This window comes from Ruegeria sp. AH12 (assembly GCF_056541465.1).
In genome coordinates this window covers 14,981-36,447 of record NZ_JBQFYL010000018.1, presented here as the reverse complement: position 1 = coordinate 36,447, position 21,467 = coordinate 14,981, and the positions used below count along the sequence as shown (strand labels likewise).

The following is a 21,467-nucleotide window of genomic DNA, read 5'->3' as shown; positions in this document are numbered from 1 at the left end:
CTACGCCCTCCCAAGCGCCTGGTGGATAAGGTCCGTAAGGAGCCCATACCGTCCAAGTGCTGCGCGCTGCACGAAGGTCCGCTATGGTCCTCACATGGAGATCAGGGCGGCAACTGCGCGTGAAGCGAACGAATGCGAAAACGTCTTGCGCGCTGCGTTCGGAGACTATGTGCGTCGGCTTGGTCGCGAACAGACAGAACACGCGTATTCTTGGCTCATTAAAGCCATCTCAGAGAATCGCGTTTTGGTCGCTGTCGACAACTCGCGGATTCAAGGTGTCGCTATTCACTCACCGAGTGGAAGCACTTGGACCATCGAGCAAGTTGCGGTGCAACCCGGCAATCAGGGCCATGGTATTGGCAGCGCATTGATCCACACGATCGAGCGAGATGCAAAAGAAGCGGGCGTTATCACATTGGAACTCGACACTGCTGAAATGATGACTGATTTGCTGCGGCTCTATCACAAGCATGGATTCGAGATCGCTCGCAAAGGTCAGCCGAAACATGGTCGCGACAATTTCGTTCGCGTCTATATGGAGAAGTCAATTTAGCGCCGATTTCCGAAGCGGACCCTGTCCAAAATTGGGGACATGACCGCTTCCTGCGCCTTTCGGCCATAGGGGCACCTTGCGGTTAAGGTCTGCACCGAGCCCATTCTGACGGATGCTGCAATTTGCACGAATGGCCGCTTATCATGGGCCGTTCTGTAACTGCCAGGTTGGGCCTTTTGGTGCGCGGCGACAGTTTGATCAGTATACGAGGTATACATCTTGTCGTGTCTACGGCATGATGCAATGAATGCGATACAAATTGCGCGGCTACCCCAATTGGCACGAGTAACAGAAAAACCAGACGCAGAACACAAAGATGGCCTCCTTCAAATCTGACTTAAATTCCGGACCTGCGCATTCGCGCAAGGAAATGATCTATCAGAAACTTCGAGATAGAATCTGCTCGATTGAGTATCCGCCCGGCAGTGTCTTGCGCGAGACAGAACTCGCCGAAGAGTTCAACACTAGCCGGACGCCAATTCGGCATGTTCTGACAACCTTGGAACATGATGGATTTCTGGTTGTCAAACACGGCGTCGGCAACATCGTCTCGGAAATAGAACCCCGTGAACTGGTAGAGATATTTACGGTTCGGATGATCCTCTGGCAGTCAGCAGGGGACTTTTTTGTGTCTCCATTTCCCAATGGAGCGGCAGAGGAATTCGACGAATACAAAGCCTGCTTTCAATCTGTTTCAGCCGGTGATGTGGTTGGGTTTGGCCGCGCCAACAACCAATATTATACTGGACTGACAGACCTGATCACCAATCGCACATTGCGCGAGACGATGCTCAAGTTGTTCTTTCAAACCTCCCGCATGTGGCTCGTTTCGCTACCTGCGCTTGATTGGGAAGAGGTGATCGTTGCGGTGTCAAATGAGTTGGATGAACTGAGACGCCTGATACAGTTAGAAGACCCAATTGGGCTGGGTTTGGCTGCGAGAAACCATGTTTTTATGGCTCGGAGGCGTATTCTGGAAGGGCTGGGTATGCGCCTAGAGGAAACCAGAAACCAGCATTAAATTGCTTGTCGAATGGCTAATGCCCAGGCACCCTTGCGCCTCCTGCGGGCGACCCTTGGCTTATCGTATTAGATAAGCGATCAAACCTTTACGTTCAGCGATACTTTGCTGCGATCCATAACCACCGATGTCCTGAAGCGTTTTATGTTTTTGTCGTCAAATAACAGCCTCTGGATCAAGGCTTGGTATTCGTCCATGTCCTTTGCCAGCGCGATCAATGCAAAGTCTGCTTCACCGGTGATGTAGTAGCATTGCTGGATTTGGGGTTCGGCAGCGATTTTGCGACGAAATGCGTCAAGTATGTCGATGCGTTCTCTTTCCAGTTCGATGAGGATGAGAAAGGTCATATCCTGACCAACACTTTGTGGGTTGACCAGAATTGTCTCACCATCGATCACACCGTTTTCCCGCAGATACCGCACGCGCCGCTGGACGGTTGCAATCGATGCTCCGGCCTCTTCTGCGATCTCGGCCAAACGGCAACTGGCGTCCTTTTGCAGGATTCGCAGGATCGCGCGATCCACCGGTAACAGGTCTTGATGATCTTTTGGCATTAGATTTTTTGCTTTTTTGAGTTGTATACATCATAATGATGCAAACTATGAAAAAAATAAAGGCGGGTGTTGGCGTAAAGATAGAAAAGAAAGTCACGAACAAAGTGACCCAGCCAAAGAGCGTATCAGAACTGAGCCAACCAGAGAGGAAAAGAGATGAAGTTTAACCTGAAATCCAAAGCACTTTCCGCGATAGGGGCGGTGGCGATCATGTCAATAGCCTCAACCGCATCAGCGGACGAGCTTACTGATCGTATCAACTCCGGCGAGCCAATAAGGCTGGGATTTGCAACTGCGATCCCCTGGGCCTATCCCGGCGAAAATGGTGAACCATTAGGATTTGTAAATGCGCTGACGCTGGTTGTTCTCAAAGAGATGGGCATCACCAATTACGAAACATCTGTCAATGAATGGGCTGGTTTGATCCCCGGACTTCAGGCCAACCGGTATGATATCATCACCGGAGGCATGTACATCCTGAAAAGCCGTTGTGAGAACATCAACTTTTCCGATCCGATTGGTCTGTTCGGGGATGCGATGCTTGTTCCAGCTGGAAATCCACAAGGCATCAACAATTATCAAGACGTGATCAATACAGGTGCGACACTGGTGACGGGTGCTGGGTTCAACACAGTTGAGGCCGCCAAGAAAGAGGGCGTGCCAGATGGGCAGATGATGCTGGTCGCTGGTGAAGTCGAAATCCTTGCCGCGATGAAAGCGGGCCGGGCCGACGCTGCCGTGCAAACCTTCTTTGGCGCGAAAGAACATGTCGACAAATCGAACGGCCAGTTCGAAGTGACCGACCCCGCCGACATGCCCGAATGGACCCAGAACTGGGTTGGTATTGGCATGCGCCACTCTGACACCGATTTCTTGGCAGCCTTTAACGAGGCGATGGCCAAGGTGATCGGTGGGGAAAAGTGGATGGAAGCCGTTGAACCCTATGGGTACACGGAATTCCAGTTGCCGGGCGATGACGCCTCTACCGAATACGCTTGCGCAAACCGCTAAGTTTTTCGTGAGGCGGGCACCGGGTGGTTACTCCCCCTGCTCGGTGCCCACTGCTGGAGACGATCTTTGAACTACATAGAGTTTTTGTCCGAGTTCCTTCCAAAACTCGCGAGCGGTGCAGGCACGACTATCATGGTCATGATCTGTGCGACGCTTGTTGCGGTTGTGATCTCGATGATTTTTGGGCTGATGCGCCTGTCGTCAAATGTTGCCATTCAAGGAACTGCGACGGTTTACATCGAGTTCTTCCGCGGCACATCGCTGTTGGTGCAGCTTTACTGGATCTACTATGTTCTGCCGCTGATGGGCATTACGCTGACACCGTTTGTGTCCGGGGTGCTGGCCTTGGGTCTGAATTTCGGAGCTTATGGCGCCGAAATCGTCAGGGGTGGTATTCAATCTGTACCACGTGGACAGTATGAAGCGGCGTTAGCTCTGAATATGTCTCCGGCAACGCGTATGCGTCGGATCATCATTCCACAAACCTTTCCGCTGATCCTACCCCCAGCAGCCAACCTGACAGTCGAGTTGCTAAAGGCGACGGCTCTTGTCGCGTTGATCACCGTGGTCGACCTGATGTTTGTCGCCAAACAGATCAATGCAACGACCTGGCTTTCGGCACAGGTGTTTGGAACGGCATTGGTCGTTTACTATGTCATGGCGCGCTTCGCGCTGATCCCGTTCCTGCGATGGCTAGAGCTTCTCGCTGCCCGCATGGTCGGAAAAGCGTAAGGAGGCTGTGATGGAATGGCGTTGGGAATTCGCTTGGGAAATTTTGCCTCGGATGCTTTGGGCAACAGGCAACACGTTGTTGGCCGCGGGTGTCGGGTATCTGATCGCAGTCGTCGTTGGCCTTGTGTTGATGCTTGGACAGAGGACCCCCTACAACATCGTCAACTTCGTAGTGCGTGAGATCGTCGAATTTGTGCGGTCTACTCCGCTGCTGGTGCAACTCTTTTTTGTGTTCTTTGTAGCTCCGCAGTTTGGAATAAAACTCTCGGCTTGGACGGCCGGCATGCTGACGATTGGTTTGCATTTCGGCACCTACCTATCAGAAGTCTATCGCGGCGCACTGGAGGGCGTTCCAAAGTCGCAATGGGAAGCTTGTAAAGCGCTGAACTTCTCATCCAGTTACATATATCGTCGGATCGTTCTGCCGCAGGCTTTCCCGATCGCGCTGCCCGGGATGGGGAACTATCTGGTGGGCATTTTCAAAGATACGCCGCTTCTGGCCACGATTGGCGTGGCTGAATTGATGCACACCGCAAACGCGCTGGGTGCTGAAACCTATCGATACCTGGAACCTTACACGATGGTCGGGTTTATCTTCCTGATCATCTCACTGCCAACCGCCATGGGGCTCAGACGCCTCGAAGCCGCCGTTAACCGGGCGCAGGGCAAGAGAACGCACTTAGGCATATAATGACAATTGACACTCTACATCCCCAATCACTTCCCGAGGGTGGCCCTCTGGTGCGATTTGCCGACGTGACCAAAAGATACGGGTCTCTTACGGTTCTGGATCAGCTCAATCTTGATATCGCGCAAAACGAAATGGTCTCGATCATCGGGCCTTCTGGCTCGGGGAAAACCACCGTCCTGCGTGTTTTGATGACCCTGGAAGGGATCAACGATGGCGTAATCTATGTGGATGGTGAGCCGCTGACTCATATGCCCAAAGGCAATGGTCTGGTGGTCGCAAATGAAAAGCACCTGCACGATCGGCGTTCAAAAATCGGGATGGTGTTTCAACAGTTCAATCTGTTTCCGCATATGACGGCCCTGCAGAACTGTGTCGAGGCCCCAATGCAAGTGCTTGGCCTGAGCCGCGAAGAGGCCGAGGAAAGGGCGCTAAACTTACTGGATATGGTTGGTATGAGTGCCAAAAAAGACCAACATCCATCCCGTCTGTCCGGTGGGCAACAACAAAGGGTCGCGATTGCCCGCGCACTCGCTATGCGGCCTCAGGTGATGTTGCTGGATGAAGTAACCTCGGCCCTTGACCCCGAGGTGATCGGTGAAGTGCTGAATGTCATTCGTTCGCTCAACAGCGAGCACAACTTGACCATGATCATGGTGACCCACCAGATGGGTTTCGCACGCGAGATTTCCGATAGGGTCTGCTTTTTCTACGAAGGAAAAATTGCCGAGCAAGGAACACCTGATCAGCTGTTCGGCGATCCGCAAAACGAAAGAACCAAACAGTTCCTGCACGCCGTGTTGGACGCCAACTGATTGCAGCAAAATCGTGCCCTGCTGAACCGCCGGGCCCTTGGACCTAAAAGAAAGGCCGGTGCCATGACGCCAGGACTTGAGAATACTATTGTCGATCGTGATGCCTATCAGCGCAACGTGGAACACCTCCGCCGACGCGGTGTCGTTTTACCAAGGATCGCTGAACTCGCTGATCCCACAACGCATATTACCCGCAGGATGGACCGGATTTCCGAGGCCGACCCCAATGCTGCCGATCCGGCTAACCTGTTTCGGGTCCACTGGCACAATGCGCAGGACCGTAGGAACTTGACCGAAGTCCCGGTGCATGTCGTGCTGGATGAAAAGCTAACTGGCGTCAAAGCCAAGATCGTAATGGCGCTGGGCAATCGTTTCCCGATGATCGACTGCCACAAAGTGCTTGCGGCCTATGGCTGTCTGATACCGCGTTTGATGTCGGGAGTCTTTGATGCCACCAAACACCGTGCTGTCTGGCCTTCGACCGGCAATTATTGTCGCGGCGGGGTGGCGATTGCCAACCTCTTGGGATGCCGGTCCGTCGCAGTTCTGCCCGAAGGGATGAGCCGGGAGCGTTTTGATTGGTTGAACGCATGGCTGACCGATCCAAACGATATCTACCGAACCCCGGGCACGGAAAGCAACGTCAAGGAAATATACGACGCCTGTCACGAGTTGGACAAAGACCCGGAAAACCTGATCCTCAATCAGTTCGCCGAATATGGAAACTACATCATCCACCGCGCTGTGACGGGTCCGGCAATGGAACGTATCTTTCACCACTTAAATTCCTACGGCAATCTGACTGCGCGCGCCTTTGTCTCAGCCACCGGTTCGGCTGGTACGATTGCTGCGGGCGACCATCTCAAGGCATCGCTGGGTGCCCAGATCGGCGCGATCGAAGCGCTGGAATGCCCAACCCTTTTGCTCAATGGCTATGGCGAGCACAACATCCAGGGCATCGGCGACAAACATGTCCCGCTGATCCACAACGTGATGAACGCGGATTTCGTGATCGGTGTTTCGGACAGTGCCAGCGACGGTATGAACATGGTTGCGAACACCACCGCCGGGCGCAAGTACCTGTCCAAGTATCGCGGCATTGGGCAACAAGCGATTGCAGAGCTTGGTCATTTCGGGCTGTCGGCCTTGGCCAACATCATTGGGGCGATCAAATACGCCAAATACATGGATCTCGGCAGCGACGATGTGGTCATGACGGTCGCAACTGATGGCGCGAACATGTATCAGACCGAACTACAGATCGCCGAGAAAAAGTACTATGCAGACGGGTTCGACACGGTGCTTGCCGCCGAAGCCTTTGGTCGTTCGATCCTTGGTGCCACAACCGACAATATGATCGAGATGACTCGACCCGACCGCGAGCGGGTATTCAACTTGGGCTACTATACCTGGGTCGAACAACAAGGCATCACGTTAGAGGATTTCGACCGGCGCCGAGATCAATCTTTCTGGGATGGCCTTCTTGATCTGGTGCCAGTCTGGGACGGCATGATCGACAGTTTCAACGCGGCCTAAAAGATGGTCGATCGTCGCGAATTCCCTCTGACTGCCGCACATTGGGGCGTCTATAGAACCGAAGTTGTCGATGGTCGGATCAAGGCGTTCCATCCCTTCGAGCATGACCCTGCGCCGTCACCCATTATGCAAGGTTATCTGGACACGATTGACAGCCCCTTGCGCATTAAGGCTCCGATGGTGCGCAAGGCATGGCTGGAGGGCAGCCGCGATGATCCGCAGCACCGCGACGGAAATTGCTCTTTTGTCAAGATCTCCTGGGACCAGGCAGAGGATTTGGTGGCGGAAGAACTCGACAGGGTCCGCAAGACCCATGGAAATCAGGCCATCTATGGCGGGTCGTATGGCTGGGCCTCTGCTGGGCGTTTCCATCACGCCCAAAGTCAGTTGCATCGGTTCTTAAACTGCATCGGCGGGTACACCCGGTCCGTGAATTCTTACTCACTTGCGGCGGGCGAGGTGATCCTGTCGCATATCTTGGGCGACGCGACCCCTTTCATACATGCACCCCCTCCGTGGCAATCGGTGATTGACCATTCCCGCCTGATTGTGGCTTTCGGGGGTATGTCAGTGCGCAACAGCCAGATCAGCGCAGGTGGCACTGGACATCACCGCACCGGAGAGGCGCTGAGGCAGGCCCGTGACGCGGGTGTTCAGTTCGTCAATATCTCGCCCGTCCGAAGCGATGTTGAGGAAGGTCTCGGTGCTAAATGGTTGCCCGCTCGTCCTGGCAGTGATGTGGCTATTATGTTGGGCCTGGCCCATGAAATTCTGCGCAATAATTGGCATGATCTGAGCTTTTTGGATAGGTATACAAGCGGTTTCGAGCAATTCGCCTCGTATCTGAATGGGGAAACCGACGGGGTCACCAGGACGCCGCAATGGGCAGCTGAAATCGCACAAATTCCCGCGCAAGACATTACAGCGCTTGCCAAGCGCATGGCCGAGAGCCGAACCATGATCACAGTCAGTTGGTCGCTGACTCGGCAAGAGCACGGCGAGCAACCTTTTTGGATGGCCACTACATTAGCGGCAATGCTGGGGCAGATCGGCCTTCCCGGTGGCGGCGTTGCCTTTGGGTATGGCGCTTCAAACTCGGTTGGGAACGAACGGCGGAATGTGCGTTACGCCGCCCTTCCGCAGCTCACAAACCCGGTGAAAAACCTCATCCCTGTGGCCCGGATCAGCGACATGCTGCTGAATCCCGGTGCAGAGTTCCGCTTCAATGGTGAAACCCATCACTATCCCGATATTCACCTCGTCTACTGGGCGGGGGGCAATCCCTTTCACCATCATCAAGACCTCAGCCGACTTTGCAGAGCATGGCAGAAACCAGAAACCGTGATTGCGCATGACTGGTGCTGGAATGCGCTAACCAAGCGTGCTGACATAGTGCTGCCGTGCACGACAGCACTGGAGCGTGATGATCTCATGATCTCGCCGCGCGATCGCTTCATCGTTGCCATGAAAGCCGCCATATCCCCTGTTGGAGAGGCACGGAATGATCACGATATTCTGCGTGGCATTAGCCGAAAACTAGGTGTAGAAACACTGTTTTCCGAAAATCGCAGCAACGGCGAATGGTTGGAACATCTGTATAAGCAAAGCTGTGAACTAGCTCTGGACGCGGGGATAGAGTTACCGCCCTACGATACATTTTTGGAAACGGGTGTGTTCGAGACAGAATTGCCGGATGCGCCCTGGGACGCTTTCACTGCCTTCCGCAACGCTCCGGACCTGGCACCTTTAAAAACCAGGAGCGGTAAGATCGAAATCACATGCGACTCGATTGCGTCCTTTTCGACGGGCCGGATCTTGCCTCATCCGGCCTGGTATGAACCAGAGGAATGGCTTGGCGCAGCAACGGATGCCCTGCCATTTCATCTGATTTCCGGTCAACCCGCAGATAAACTTCATTCGCAACTGGATCACGGGCGTATCAGTCGCATTGCGAAGCTGAATAGTCGCACGCCGCTTTACATTCATCCCGCCGATGCACGTCGATTGGGTCTATCGGAGAATGACTGTGTGCGCATTCACAATGCGCGTGGTGCCTGTCTTGCAACTGTAGCCCTTGATCCGGGTCTGTTGCCTGGTGTTGTTAGGATGAGCACCGGAGCTTGGCTTGATGCCGTCGAGCAGAGCGATGGGACATTGCTGTGCCGCCATGGAAACCCCAATCTCGTCACCCGCGATGCGGGGACGTCCGAACTAGCCCAGGGCCCCGTCGCGCATTCATGCCTTGTTGCACTTGAACGATACGATGCCGACCCGACCATTGAGGCTTTTGTTCCGCCGATCATTCTAACGTAATTCGGGTGTGCGTACAGACACTAACGCTGACTTTTGGTACAGATTCTGTAACGGCGGCTTTGCCCCGCCTAACCGAACTTGGCTGGTGGTCAGACGCGCAAGTTAGGCTGACCAAAAGTGTCAGATGACGGCTTCGCGCCCATTATGTCGGATGCTGTGTAACTACAAATGACGACTTTGGCGGACTAGAGGTCAAGAAACTGATGACCGTCGGAGCTTCAGCTCTATCTCACGCCTGTGGAAGAATTGGAGATTTTTTGCAAGCAAGAGCTTTGGGCTTGGCTAAACAGCAACCATGCCCAAACGGAGAGCGTCCGCCTCATCACTTGGAAGGCATTGCACCCGCAAAAGTACGTCAGCACAGAGGATGTACTTGATGCGATCATTGCTTTTGGTTGGGTCGATGGACGCCGGTTTGTTGTTGATAAAAACAGGACTGCGCAGCTCATATCGCAACACAAACAACAGGCCTGGTCAAAAAGCTACAAGGATCGGGTCACGCGCCTGCGAAAAGAGGAGCTCATGCATCCAGCCGGCGAAGTCGCTGTGGCAAACAGTCGTGCGTCAGGCCTGTGGGACTTTTTTGCGGATGTCGATGCGTTGATTGTGCCACCCGATCTGCAAAGCGTGATTAACTTGGACAAGTGGGAAAGCTTAGCTCCTTCTTACAAGCGAAACGTATTGCGTTGGATCAAACTCGCCAAGACAGATGCCACGCGAAGCAAACGGATCGCGAAAACGGTTGAAGCAACAGACAAAGGCATCAAGATACCACAGATGTAATGCGGCATCCGGAACAAGAGCCGACTTACGTTGGCACAAGGAAATCAAAGGATTTGACCGTGTGTACATGGCAGACTTTCATCGGCCGCGTAGAAACTATGGAATGGGGCAAAAGCGCCTATACCGTCTTGCCAATCCCGAAAAAGATAGCCGAAAGGCTAACGTCCAATGGTGCCAGACGCGTTGAAATAGAGTTGAATGACCACCCCTTCAACATGGCACTTACCAAATCCCCAGCGTTTTCCGGCACCTTCGTTTACCCAGGAAAAACCATCCTTCTCGCAGCGGCTATATCAACGGGTGAACAAATAGAGGTTCGTTTGCGCAAAGCTGATCTGGATTTGGTGGAAGTGCCAGATGACGTGATGTTGGCGATACGTGCCGCGATGGCGAGTGATGCGTGGTCAGCTTTGACCCCCGGCAAACAACGGAGCCTCCTTCTTACGGTCAACACTGCGAGACGTTCAGAAACACGGTATAAACGCATAGAGCAATTGATACTTTCCCTGCGGTCGTGACGCAAGAATCACGACCCGGCAACGAGTGGGTGTTGTTTCCGTTGAGTTTCCGAAAGCTGACATTCGCCGCAAGGCTTAAAACGGCAGCAAAGTCCCGCTTCACGGTCATCCAGAAGAGTGAGCCGAGCTCGCGCGACCAAAGTCCGCTATGCGGGCTGCAATCGCAGCATTCGATGACCGAGTTCAAGGTCGGCTTTGGGCTGAAAGCCGACATTAAATGATCGGACAGGACAGGTCACAAGAGGCGCCAACAAACAACGGCACTTAGATAATCGTTGGCGTTTGGACTCTTTAGTTTTGTTTTTGGGAACTTGGGTCTAGGCTGGTTGCAAGTACGAATTTGGAAACAGCGATTGATCGATCAACAGACAAACCTTTCCGAAGAGATAGAGGCCAGCGCCGCCACCGGGGTTCCGGTCGATGGAGAGCTGCGCACGGATGATCGGATTATTGCGCGTGTGACGGACGGGATCTATCGCGAACCATGGTCTGCATTCCGGGAACTCGTATCCAACGCATATGATGCCGACGCAACCAACGTTTCGATTGATTGCGACTATCCGTTTTTTAAGGAAATCAGGATTTCAGATAACGGTCTAGGAATGGACCCGGCCATTTTTGAGCATTTGCTCGAGCACATTGGCGGGAGTTCCAAGAGGACAGCAAAAGGAAAGGAGTTAGGCACGGCGAGTGCCGATGATGCAACGCTGAGTCCTTCAGGTCGGCGTCTTATCGGGAAAATTGGCATTGGGCTCTTTGCAGTTGCTCAGTTGACGCAGCAGTTCCAAATCATCAGTAAACGGAAGGGTGACTCCAAGAGAATTTCAGCCACGATCCAACTGCGAACTTATCAAGAAGACACATTAATCGATGATGCGGACGGTGAGAGCATAAGCGGCTCATACAAGGTACTTGCTGAAGACACGGGTGAGACCGAAACACATGGCACGACGATAGTCCTGACCTCCATTAGGCCTGCCATACGTCAAAAACTACAGAACGAGGACGTTTGGTCTGCAATAGATGATGCAACCGACGATCCCGAGATCGGAATGCTTGATCTGGTTCCCCAACCTAAGTTTCACATTGGTCGGGTAAACCGGGAACTAGAGCTCGTAGACTCTCCTTCGTTACCTTGGTCGCCTGATGATCCGCCGTTGGAAAAGTTCGAGAAGTTGGTCGATGCTGCGGTAAATGTGAGCAGAAGTGCCCGTGAGCAGGCAAATCTCAGTCATTTTGACAATTATCTCCAAATGCTTTGGCGTCTGAGCCTTGCATGTCCCGTTGAGTACCTGAGGGGCCACCCTTTTGACATCAAACCAGAAGATAAGATTGGTGTTTTTGAATTGTCGAAAGCCCCCAAAGGGTCGGCCAAAACGGTAGATTTTTCGGACGATGCGACGCTCAGGGAACGACTAGGTTTAGTTGCAGGATCAGCTGACCCACTGGGAAAGTTTATCGTTCACATTGACGGAGTTGAACTGCGTCGGCCCATCGTGCTTCCAAAAGAACTGAATGCAGCCTCTCAAATTGGGAGGCCATTGATGTTTATAGGTAAAGTCAGGACCGATTTTGGTGGGTCTTCCCCCGATCGATCCGGTGGTGAGTTGGCCTTCGAAGCTTACCTCTATTGGAATTCGAAAATTGTTCCAAAAGAGAGTGTAGGCGCTTTGATCCGGGTCAACGGCGCTAGCGGTACGCTCTTTGATCCTGAATTCCTAGGATATCAAGTTTCGGAGCAAACTAGAAAGCGTCAAGTGACGGCCGAGATCTATGTGAATAGCGGACTAGACGGCGCACTAAACATTGACCGTGAATCGTTCAATACCAGCCATCCACACTATCTCTACATTCAAAAATGGCTGCACAGCGCATTTAGACAATTCGCCACGCAACACAAGAAGCTCGGTGCAATTGCTCGCCAAGAACGTGCTAGCGCGAAGCATGCAGAGGCGTCGTCTAAACTCCAGGAACATGCGGACGAAGTCTGGACCAAGATGCGTGGTGACACGATCGAAGCTCCATCTGTTGAATTTGAAGACTCCGGCACAGGGATTTCTGTGCCGAAGATGGTCGGGTCCAACCCAATTAGCTGGAATGCTCAAAAGACAGCTTCCAAGCAATCTGAAAACACCCAACTAATTGAAGCTGTTACGGTAGTGCTCGAAGCACATGGCGTTCTCGAGGGCTTGGACGAAGTTGGCCGGGCCGAACTAATTTTCGACTTGATAAGAGTATTTGAGCCCGATTCATGAGTGCCGATTCTGAAGAGGAGCTCGAAGCCCTCGTTCAACCACCTGAGCCCCAAGAGTTGGCAACACCGGAGCCGTTGAGCTTTGCCCCATGGCACAAGCCTCGCAAGCAATACGTTCGCCGGGAACAGTGGATGCGGCACATTCAAGGTGTTATCGAAAAGTTAAGGGAGAGCGGGGATCTCAATGGAGACCGTCCGTTCCGATACCTCACATTGCCGGGACCGGACCTTCTGGATGTGAAGCTGGTCGCTGACCTCTGTGGAAATAATGATGCGAGGCTTCAGTATTTGGGTTTCTGTCAGACAGACGAGCAGAACAGCCGGAGACTGCGGCGCAACGTAAATGAATTCGGCATAGCGCGGTCAAAGGATATTGCTCCAAGCTCCGGCGTAGTTCTTGCGCCTTTGGAGGACGTGCAAAGACAGAATTCGCAAGCATACGTATCCTTGAAAAGGACCGGGACGTTTGATGCCGTCAATATCGATGCATGCGATCCGATCGCAAAAGAAGACAAGAATGCTACCGGCAGACTTATCGATTCAATACGCTGTTTGACCGAGTATCAGATTGCCAATCGCCGAGCACCCTGGGTGCTCTTTCTGACGACTCCTGTCCAGGTTGACACTATTTCGGATGAGAGTTTGGGTGCTTTGCTCGGTCAGATTGAACAGAATTCGCAGAGCGATGACGAATTCGCACATGAGATCGGCGGGCAATTCGCTGATGGGGAAGATCTTGCGGCGTTTATGCATCGTTGGACGGAACAGAATGGCAGTGAACTTCTTTCATTGGTGACACTTGGATTGGCTAAGTGGCTCATTCACTTGAGCGAACAAGTCAACTTTAGGGTCAAAATCATGACTTCCTTCAGTTACTCGATTTTCCAGAAGCCACCGTACGAGCCAAACATGTTATCGCTGTGCTTTCTGTTTGAACCTTCAAAACCGCAGATCACCGACGAAACCGGGCTGACGGCGAACCAGGAGCCCAATCCCGTTGGAACTCCTCCGATCTCGGACCACATCAGGGCTCTCCGAAGATCTATATCTATGGAAAATATAGATGAGTTACTGAACGGAGATGAAGATCTAAAAGCAACGCTAGTTGAGGATACAAAAGGAATGCTGCGGAGCGCCGGCTACCCAGTTGACGATCCAACAAGCGGGTATGACGCCTGGATCGCAGGGTTCGAGTGAAGGCTCATCTCACTTCTGTCCAAGATGCATCTCTGGATAGAGGTTGCTACTGCTTTCGCCAATGGCGGTGGAACCGCTTCGCTGACTTGGGTTACCTGCTCGGACAATGTGCCAAGTAGCTCAAAGCTCACCGGGAAGCCTTGGATTATCATGGCTTCCAGCACACTAAGGCGTCTCGTGCAATCTGGATGAATGTGTACTTCGCGGTTCCCGTAGGCCGCTGTGTAGCTTGGCTCGTCCCACTTCAGTGTCTTGAAGCTACGCTTCTGTACGTATCCTTGGTGCAACTCCCCGGATGTGAATTTGGGTGATTTAGGCTGCATACACCAATGGTTTGGATGAAAATGAATATCGCTCCGTTTCAGCTTACGATCAAAGTAGGTGGGGCCGGGCAGCCCTCCAATTGCTTGCTTTACAGAGACAGTAGTATTCCATGGTTTGGGTTCAGACCATGAGCTGGTCGCCAATCTGGATTCCTTGATTGCCACCAGAAAGAAACGACGACGCGATTGTGGCACGCCAAAGTGCATAGCATCGAGAACTACTTGCGAGACCTGGAAGCCTTGTCGCTTCAATTTCTTTGTCTGGTTGGCGATGATTTCGCCACCACGTTTACCAACGACTGCCGGAACATTCTCCATTACCACAAAGTCAAGTGGCGATCGTGCGTCAAGCTGGATCGCCAAATCTATGAAGCGCTCGACAAGTCGGTTCCGAGGATCGTTAATTGCGCCTGAACGATTTGCCAACGAGAATCCCTGACATGGCGGTCCGCCGATAACAGCCGAAGGGCGGAACTCACCGCCGAAATCAGAGTCCATCTGTTCGAGTGTTAACTCTTCGATGTCGCGGTTTAACGCCTTGCCCTCAACGAAATTGTGGTTCCAAGATGCTAAGCTCGAAGTGCGCCGATCGTATGCTAGCGACGTGATGAAGCCCGCTTGAGCGAAACCAAGGTCGAGGCCGCCACAGCCACAAAACAGACTCAGCATTTCAGCACATAAGGGTGTGGCCGAGACGAGATGGTCGCTTTCATCCATATTTTGTGGCACTTAATTCAAAAACGGTTATATATAGTAGCACGTAGTGAAGACACTACAGTCTGAGCGGCGGATTGCATACCTTAAAAACAGCGTCAGGCTAAGTTTCGTTGGGGTTGGCTGCAAGCCCCAGTTCTGCTTTGGACAAACCAAGGCGGCGCCTTTTAGGTATAGATCCCATTGATAGAGAACGCTCGTCTACAACACACTTGAGTACCTGCCGAGCTACGCTCTTCGAGGGAAGTCATCCAGCCGTTTGATTGATGAAATCAACGTTAGACGCAAGCTTTCCCTGGCTTGATCGTGGTGCAACTGCCTATGACAGTTTGGGCAGCAAGCCACAGCGTTTTCGATTGTATCTGGTCCTCCTTCTCCAAGTGATCTGACATGATGCACCTCGAGAAACGGCAATCCGCCTTTCCCTTTGAAAGGTGCCGGATTTTTGCAATGCTCGCATCTCCCAGCAGCGTTCTCGAGCACCCATGCAATAACCTCCGGATCGCGCACAAAGCGGCCAGTCTGGGCGGACGACCTTAGAGGCATATCTTTCCCTTTCGGCGGCATCGCTTGTCCTTTACCGATCCGTTTGCGTGCACGCTCAACCCGTTCGGCTAGTTCTTCTGGATCGGCTGTAGGTTTTTCCAAACGTACTGGATGCGCCAGCAGGTTGGCTATTGAATCGGCCGACATACCGGATGAATCTGGCCAGCGGATTCGAAACCTCAGTCTCTTGGTTGGGTTGCCCCCGGTTTTGCCATGTCTTCCGAAAGCGGCGCAGACCCGTCCAATCGCAAGCCTAAGTTCTTCAAAGTCCGCGACCGCTGAAAGCTCCAGCGGAATTCGATAGCCCTCAGGGCGAATCTGGCGATCGATTTCTGGAAGTTGCACAGCATTGCTACTGGCAACCTGAAGATCTTCCAGCACCATGCCTAGATCTGCCATCCGCCTTAGATGCATCACTAGAGCTTTCGGATAGTCGGAATTCCTTGGCGGTCGGCCGCCAGATGCTCCGCCCTGCGATTCAATGATCAGGTCAAAACCACTTCCTACCGTTTCGACGGAAAACTTGGCGTCAAGCTCATGTCCTCCTTCGTCATGTGGATCGTACATGTACAACTGCCTCCGTTTGACGAAAATCATAACTCAAATCACTTTGAGTTCAGTGCCAATTGTGACTGATCAAAACCAAAAGTTCTGAGGCGCCTCGAAGTCCAATCCGCCTAGGGAACGTCCGCTTACACCATGCTGTGACGTTGCCATTTGAGATACGCAGATTGACGGCTCTGGATCTTGCATACTGTGGATACCCGTTTGCGCGGCAGGAAATGGTTATCCGTCGCTGCGAATGTCTTCAAACATTGCATCGAACTCCTTGGACACCTGATAGCTGTGGTTAGTCATTCCGCAAAATGTGTCATCGACGGTTTCAATGGCGACTAGCAAAATGACGCGTGCCGTCTCAATGTCCACGAAGTCTGTGGGCCGGACGAAGCCTTCATCACCAGCGAAGCAATAGAGACACTTCTCTCGCACCTCGTTGAGGTACCCATCATTGATCTTCTGATGGAAATCCTTGGCTGCTTCTTCGCCGCCCAGTATTTCGTGTATTCTCTCTCCCATGAACACAACGGTTACCGCGGCTTTTTGCTTGAGATGATGATCTCGAAGCGGATCACGTCCTTTCTTCCGGTCCACATCCGCATTCCTAAACGCAGTCAGATGCGCGCGACTGGTTTCTTCGATGGCAGTGATTGATGCGAATGCCGCGAGATTAAAATGCCCCGCAGCAAAAAGAGCTTCTGCGCCTTTAATGAGCGACAAGAGGTAGTCGAGATATCGATTTATGTCATCCGCAGTCCTGATTTCAAAATCTGGCGGACCAAAATTGATCGCCCGATGTGAAGCGTCATTCGATATGTCTCGTGGATCGATGTCCATTATTCGTTATCTCCAGTTACGCCCGCCGGACCGTTTGGGCGCTGACGAGAGGCCGTAATTTCACTTCTGGCACTCGATAATCCAAGTCGCACCAGCTGTCGAATTTTCGTTAGCGGGGGAGTGCCTTCGCGTATTATAAGTTGCTGCGCTAACGGCAGCTAATTGGGCTGCAACTGCAGCACTTGAAAACCCTGCTCAAGGTCGGCTATGGGCCGACATAACATGCCAGACAACTGGGAAATTGCCCCGCAATGGCGAATTTGGCGGCGCTTCCGAAGGCATCACCGAATTCGCTCGACTTCCTTATCCTGTCGAGCAGTACTGCTTGTATGGACGACACAACCCGGGAACAGCTCAGTTTTGTTTTTGCAAAGCTCACGGGCACGCTGGAGGACGCAACAACTCTGGCCGTGCAGGGCCAGAACCGGTGGCAGCACCCGGCGGAAACCGATGAGCTTGTAGTGTCGATTGAGGCCCTGCTGACCCACGCTGAGGCCCGACTTCAGATGCTGAAGACACTCTCTCGCCAAACCGACACGTCTATACGCGGATCACAGAAAACATCAGACGAATAAGAGCTGTGCCTTCACTGTTACCCGAGCGGCTTCATTCAATACGTCCATAACCATTGTACAGACCCGGCCCCATTATTCCGGGAATGTCACCCGGTATGTAGGGTCTGTTACCATAGTTTGGCAGGGACCAGCCAAGCAGTTGGGTCAGTGCATCGACCTGATCATCATGTTTCAGATTGGGGAAGCCAAGGAGTTCGCGCTCAAACTCGGCTAGCCAAGGGGCCGCCTCTGGCAACCACAATTCTCCGGCCTCGATACGGTGGCTCTGTGCCAAAAACCTGGTTTGCTTGTCTCCCTGAGGCTTGCGCGCAATAGGCCTCGGCATGTGATTGGGCGCGTTGTCCCGAAGGACCTGAATGAGCTGCTGGCCACTGGCGGCGTCCTCAATCAGCAACGCATTGATGTCATAGCGGTGGGCCTGCTCAATCACCTTGCGCCGAAGTTCGGGAAACTGCAGCTTGTCCCGAAAAACATCCAGTATATAGACATCCCGCTTGCGCAGCAAAGCTGTGACACAGACGGAATAGTCGCTAAAAACGCCGTCCTTGCTGGCCGTGTCCCAGCTTTGAACGATCCGGTCTCCGGTGATTTTCTCGGGTGGGTTGGAGTACCGTTTGATCCATGCCGTCTTGATATGGAGCCCTTCCGCAGGCACCGGGGATTGCTGATACTGAGCAGAGAACACGGCAGTCCCCATTACGGACCTCAGGAGTTCGAGATCGGCAACGCGTTCCCGTTCCGGCTGGAGCGCCTCACCGCGCCGGCGCTCGTGGGTCTTGCCATTACTCAGCGCAACCCGTTCGTCGTTTTCGGCAATTGCAGGCAGGCTGAGATGTTCCCACCCTCCTGAAGCAAGGAGATGGCCGGCCAGATCATCTTCATGCAGTCTTTGCATCACCAGAAGAATTGAACCCTTCGCCTTGTCGTTCAGGCGCGACGACAGGGTATTCGCATACCAGTTGATTGCACGTTTTCGGACGGTCTCCGACATCGCATCTTCCGGCTTTATGGGATCATCGATGATGATGATATCGCCACCACGGCCCGTCAGCGTGCCACCGACGGATGTCGACAAGCGGCCCCCACCTTTTGTTGTCCGGAAATCCATTTCGGAGTTGCCGCCCCGCTGAATGCGCGTGTTCGAGAAAATACGCCGGTATCATTCAGATTGCATGATGGCGCGACAGTCGCTGGCGTGCTTCTGCGCCAGATCACCTGAATAGCTCACGCATACAAACTTCAGTGTCGGATCCCGCCCCAGAATCCAGGCCACCCAGGCCACCGAGATCGTGATGGATTTCAGATAGCGCGGCGGCATTGTCACGATGAGGCGTCTGTTCTCACCGTCAGCCACGCGCTGTAGCTGATGTCCGATCGCGTCATGATGCCAATTCTCAACAAACTGCTCTCCCCCGGAGACTGTTGGGAAAGCCTTCTTCAAGAAGCTCGGGAATTTCTGTCGCAAAGCGGCATGTAAAACGGCCCTGTCACTGCTCATTGCCCTGCTCCCCCGCGTTTCGCTCCAAAAAGCTTTGAAGAATAGCCTCGTCTTCCTCCGAAAGCTTGTCTTCAGCCTGAGAGGCGTCATCCTCCGGACTCAGCAATGCAATGGCCAGTTCCGCCAGTTTGCTGATTGCCCGTATATCCCCTTTGACGGCCCGGCCAGTGAGCTGCTTGACCACCAGCTGCTGCTTGGTCAGGGTCTTACGGCGGCCGTCTTCTGTGATTGTTACGCGCTCGGACAGCTCTGCTCTGAGATCGGTTTTCAGCCCCCTCGCCCCCTTTGGACGGCCTTTGGGGTTGCCTGATTGTCCCTTTCTGAGCCTCGTGTTTTTAGGAGGCTTTCTATATCCGACCTCAAATTGGGCAAAGCTGAGCAGCATGTTCAAGGTCAGGCGCCCCATGCTGGTGGCGGTGTTAAAGCTTTGCGTGACAGATACGAAAGATGTCTCAGCCGCAGCCAGTCGGTCAACCAGCTTGGCAAAGTCGGCCAGAGAACGTGTCAGGCGGTCGATCTTGTAAACCACGATCTGATCGACGCGTTTCCCGTCCACAGCCTGCATCAGACGCTGAAGCGCCGGGCGCTCCAGATGACCGCCCGATATGCCTCCGTCATCATAGTGATCCGGCAACAATTCCCAGCCCTCATGTTTCTGGCTGGCGATATAGGCCTCACACGCCACTCGCTGGGCATCCAGCGAGTTGAAGTCCTGCTCCAGCCCGTCCTCCGAGCTCTTGCGGGTATAGATGGCACAGCGGATCCGTCGCATCACTGAACCCCAAAGAAGCGCGGCCCAGACCACCGGGCGCCTGTGATGTGCCGGGCTATGGCAGACAGGGACCGCCACACCTTTCCATCCATGACATAGCCACCGTCGATCACTTCAACCTGATAGGTGCGCCCATTCCATTCCCAAACCAGGTGCGAGCCCGGCTTCGCCTGCGCAGGCGAGACCCACACTAGGCAGCCGATAAGCGGACGTTCAATATTCCAAAGCGATAAGTGGAAGCTTATCGCATTGATCGCGGCAATAGGTTTGTCGGAAGACCAGTGATTGGTCCAAGTCTCCGTTGTCATAGAGACGACTACGTCAATGGGTCGAAAGATAGACTGCGTGGTGAAGGCGATGCTGCAGTTGGCCCAGCGACCACTCAGAGCCCGACGTGACCGATACTGCAAGTTGTGTCAATGGCTGCACTACCAAGAGTGCGCCTTCGACAACCCGTCACTGATCTCGACTGCCTTGCTACGTTCTGTCTCCTCAGTCGCTACAAACCAACGCATTGAACTGCGCATTAGCGATGGGCCGGGCCAGTTCCAGGGGTAAGCCAATTGTGTCCGAGAAACCCTCCAACACTTCAGCAAGCGTTTCCGTCAACTGATCCCTATCAAGCGGTTGGAAACGTACTTCCATGTCCGAGGCCGAAAGGTTGCCCAGACTCTGCGCGAGTGGCGTTGGCATGCAGGAATAGTCGATCTCCGCCGTGTTAATGCGCCACTGCTGATCGCCGCCGGGCAGTCGGAACGCAATCACGCCTTTGCCCGGTTCGCCGACAATCTGCCAGCGTGTTTCCGGGTTCTCTACAGCCTCCAGGGCCGCAAACCCGTCCCGGGTGTCGACCGGCGCGTTATTCCGGGACGCCGACGCCGCAAAGATGAACCGTTCAAGGCTGTTGGGATTTGGCGTTTCCACACGCGTTGGTAGCGGTTCCGTCCCGCCGAAACTCGCATAGTTGGATAATGCCTCCAGCAGGTCGTCATAGCTGGAATTGGTGAGTGCGCGTATCGGCATATTCTCATCAACGCGGACGACCAGGCCGTTGGCTGTTGGCAGGAGGGCGGCAGTCCGTCCGGTACTGTCCGCAATAAAGTAATGAATGCGGCTCCAGGCTTGAACACTTGCATTCTGAACGAGGCGCACGGCATCCTCAACCATTGCTGTCTGGTCAAGCACACGCTGGATCAGTTCGAGTTCATTGACGATGTCACTGTCCGCCGCTTTTGGAAACTGGACCGCGTCATTCCACATCAGCGAAATGAACAGCCCGGCGGTGTTCATGCCCGCAGTCGGCATACCCGGCCCCATCTGGTTGAAGCTGACGCTTCCATAACGGCTCTTCCAGCTTGCCGTACTGAGGTCCACGATTGACGCACGCGTCGCACCTACGGGGTTGATAACGACATAGCCTGCGCCTGTCGCGGATGTGTCATAGCTGTAGGCGATCATTGGAGCGTCTCCTGGTCCAATCGCCAATGTTGAGCAGGCAATTGCTGCGGCAGGCAGAGCCCAAGCTGCTGTTGTCAGCGTCCATAAACGCGATGTTTTTCTGGGTTTACTGCGCTCGCTGATCTCCATGATATACTCGCTTTGTGGCCGCTTTCATTGGTCTGGTCACTTCGGCATGAATTGTCGCTCATACTGTCTGCAAGTCTGGTTT

22 protein-coding genes are annotated in these 21,467 nt (G+C 53.5%); 13 read left to right on the top strand and 9 right to left on the bottom strand.

Features of this window, described 5'->3' with window-relative positions; translation table 11 throughout:
• Positions 1–94: 94 nt before the first annotated feature.
• Both ACR0EL_RS19155 and ACR0EL_RS19150 read left to right on the top strand, forming a co-directional pair.
• Positions 95–553, top strand: a complete 459-nt coding sequence (locus ACR0EL_RS19155; protein WP_480501628.1) for a GNAT family N-acetyltransferase — start codon at positions 95–97, stop codon at positions 551–553.
• 316 nt (positions 554–869) lie between these two features.
• Entirely contained in the window at positions 870–1,574 is a 705-nt protein-coding gene (locus tag ACR0EL_RS19150) for a GntR family transcriptional regulator (protein WP_480501627.1), read from the top strand.
• An 80-nt stretch (positions 1,575–1,654) separates the two neighbouring features.
• Here the strand turns inward: ACR0EL_RS19150 and ACR0EL_RS19145 are convergent, their stop codons facing one another.
• Complete coding sequence (locus ACR0EL_RS19145; protein WP_480501626.1) at positions 1,655–2,128, bottom strand: Lrp/AsnC family transcriptional regulator; 474 nt, start codon at positions 2,126–2,128, stop codon at positions 1,655–1,657.
• 156 nt (positions 2,129–2,284) lie between these two features.
• Between ACR0EL_RS19145 and ACR0EL_RS19140 the strand changes: the two genes are divergently transcribed.
• The 10 genes from ACR0EL_RS19140 to ACR0EL_RS19095 all read left to right on the top strand — a co-directional run bounded on the left by ACR0EL_RS19140 (position 2,285) and on the right by ACR0EL_RS19095 (position 13,975).
• Complete coding sequence (locus ACR0EL_RS19140) at positions 2,285–3,139, top strand: transporter substrate-binding domain-containing protein (RefSeq protein ID WP_480501625.1); 855 nt, start codon at positions 2,285–2,287, stop codon at positions 3,137–3,139.
• 66 nt (positions 3,140–3,205) lie between these two features.
• Entirely contained in the window at positions 3,206–3,871 is a 666-nt protein-coding gene (gene ehuC / locus ACR0EL_RS19135) for an ectoine/hydroxyectoine ABC transporter permease subunit EhuC (RefSeq protein ID WP_480501624.1), read from the top strand.
• Between the two features lie 10 nt (positions 3,872–3,881).
• Positions 3,882–4,562: an ectoine/hydroxyectoine ABC transporter permease subunit EhuD gene (gene ehuD, locus ACR0EL_RS19130; protein ID WP_480501623.1), complete on the top strand. Its 681-nt coding sequence runs from the start codon at positions 3,882–3,884 to the stop codon at positions 4,560–4,562.
• On the top strand, positions 4,562–5,374 hold the full coding sequence (ehuA, locus tag ACR0EL_RS19125) for an ectoine/hydroxyectoine ABC transporter ATP-binding protein EhuA (protein WP_480501622.1): 813 nt from the start codon (positions 4,562–4,564) through the stop codon (positions 5,372–5,374). Before ehuD ends, ehuA begins: the two co-directional genes overlap by 1 nt.
• Before the next feature lie 63 nt (positions 5,375–5,437).
• Positions 5,438–6,910: a pyridoxal-5'-phosphate-dependent protein subunit beta gene (locus ACR0EL_RS19120; protein ID WP_480501621.1), complete on the top strand. Its 1,473-nt coding sequence runs from the start codon at positions 5,438–5,440 to the stop codon at positions 6,908–6,910.
• A 3-nt stretch (positions 6,911–6,913) separates the two neighbouring features.
• On the top strand, positions 6,914–9,223 hold the full coding sequence (locus ACR0EL_RS19115; RefSeq protein ID WP_480501620.1) for a molybdopterin-dependent oxidoreductase: 2,310 nt from the start codon (positions 6,914–6,916) through the stop codon (positions 9,221–9,223).
• Positions 9,224–9,460: 237 nt separating this feature from the next.
• Positions 9,461–10,006: a YdeI/OmpD-associated family protein gene (locus ACR0EL_RS19110; RefSeq protein WP_480501619.1), complete on the top strand. Its 546-nt coding sequence runs from the start codon at positions 9,461–9,463 to the stop codon at positions 10,004–10,006.
• Positions 10,007–10,065: 59 nt separating this feature from the next.
• Positions 10,066–10,524 carry a YdeI/OmpD-associated family protein gene (locus tag ACR0EL_RS19105; RefSeq protein WP_480501618.1) on the top strand — a complete coding sequence of 153 codons (459 nt, stop codon included), beginning with the start codon at positions 10,066–10,068 and terminating at the stop codon, positions 10,522–10,524.
• Between the two features lie 353 nt (positions 10,525–10,877).
• Complete coding sequence (locus ACR0EL_RS19100) at positions 10,878–12,779, top strand: ATP-binding protein (protein ID WP_480501617.1); 1,902 nt, start codon at positions 10,878–10,880, stop codon at positions 12,777–12,779.
• Entirely contained in the window at positions 12,776–13,975 is a 1,200-nt protein-coding gene (locus tag ACR0EL_RS19095) for a PP_RS20740 family protein (RefSeq protein WP_480501616.1), read from the top strand. The genes ACR0EL_RS19100 and ACR0EL_RS19095 overlap by 4 nt, the downstream gene beginning before the upstream one ends.
• Here the strand turns inward: ACR0EL_RS19095 and ACR0EL_RS19090 are convergent.
• From ACR0EL_RS19090 to ACR0EL_RS19080, 3 genes are all read right to left on the bottom strand, one after another.
• Positions 13,918–15,015, bottom strand: a complete 1,098-nt coding sequence (locus ACR0EL_RS19090) for a DNA cytosine methyltransferase (protein WP_480501615.1) — start codon at positions 15,013–15,015, stop codon at positions 13,918–13,920. The genes ACR0EL_RS19095 and ACR0EL_RS19090 overlap by 58 nt on opposite strands.
• A 225-nt stretch (positions 15,016–15,240) precedes the next feature.
• Positions 15,241–16,155, bottom strand: a complete 915-nt coding sequence (locus ACR0EL_RS19085) for an HNH endonuclease (RefSeq protein WP_480501614.1) — start codon at positions 16,153–16,155, stop codon at positions 15,241–15,243.
• A gap of 189 nt (positions 16,156–16,344) precedes the next feature.
• On the bottom strand, positions 16,345–16,953 hold the full coding sequence (locus tag ACR0EL_RS19080) for an AbiV family abortive infection protein (RefSeq protein WP_480501613.1): 609 nt from the start codon (positions 16,951–16,953) through the stop codon (positions 16,345–16,347).
• Between the two features lie 329 nt (positions 16,954–17,282).
• Here ACR0EL_RS19080 and ACR0EL_RS19075 point away from each other — a divergent pair, with 329 nt between their 5' ends.
• Positions 17,283–17,528: a hypothetical protein gene (locus ACR0EL_RS19075; RefSeq protein ID WP_480501612.1), complete on the top strand. Its 246-nt coding sequence runs from the start codon at positions 17,283–17,285 to the stop codon at positions 17,526–17,528.
• Positions 17,529–17,559: 31 nt separating this feature from the next.
• Here the strand turns inward: ACR0EL_RS19075 and terL are convergent, their stop codons facing one another.
• The 5 genes from terL to ACR0EL_RS19050 form a co-directional block, all read right to left on the bottom strand.
• Positions 17,560–18,603, bottom strand: a complete 1,044-nt coding sequence (gene terL, locus ACR0EL_RS19070; RefSeq protein ID WP_480501611.1) for a phage terminase large subunit — start codon at positions 18,601–18,603, stop codon at positions 17,560–17,562.
• An 84-nt stretch (positions 18,604–18,687) separates the two neighbouring features.
• A complete protein-coding gene (locus ACR0EL_RS19065; protein WP_480501610.1) occupies positions 18,688–19,026 on the bottom strand; it encodes a hypothetical protein in 339 nt (112 codons plus the stop codon).
• Complete coding sequence (locus ACR0EL_RS19060) at positions 19,016–19,798, bottom strand: recombinase family protein (protein ID WP_480501609.1); 783 nt, start codon at positions 19,796–19,798, stop codon at positions 19,016–19,018. Before ACR0EL_RS19060 ends, ACR0EL_RS19065 begins: the two co-directional genes overlap by 11 nt.
• Positions 19,798–20,106, bottom strand: coding sequence for a DUF2924 domain-containing protein (locus ACR0EL_RS19055; RefSeq protein WP_480501608.1), 309 nt, complete (start codon positions 20,104–20,106; stop codon positions 19,798–19,800). The genes ACR0EL_RS19060 and ACR0EL_RS19055 overlap by 1 nt, the downstream gene beginning before the upstream one ends.
• Before the next feature lie 184 nt (positions 20,107–20,290).
• Positions 20,291–21,256 (bottom strand): linear amide C-N hydrolase, encoded by a 966-nt coding sequence (locus ACR0EL_RS19050; protein ID WP_480501607.1) that lies wholly within the window; start codon positions 21,254–21,256, stop codon positions 20,291–20,293.
• Positions 21,257–21,467: the final 211 nt, after the last annotated feature.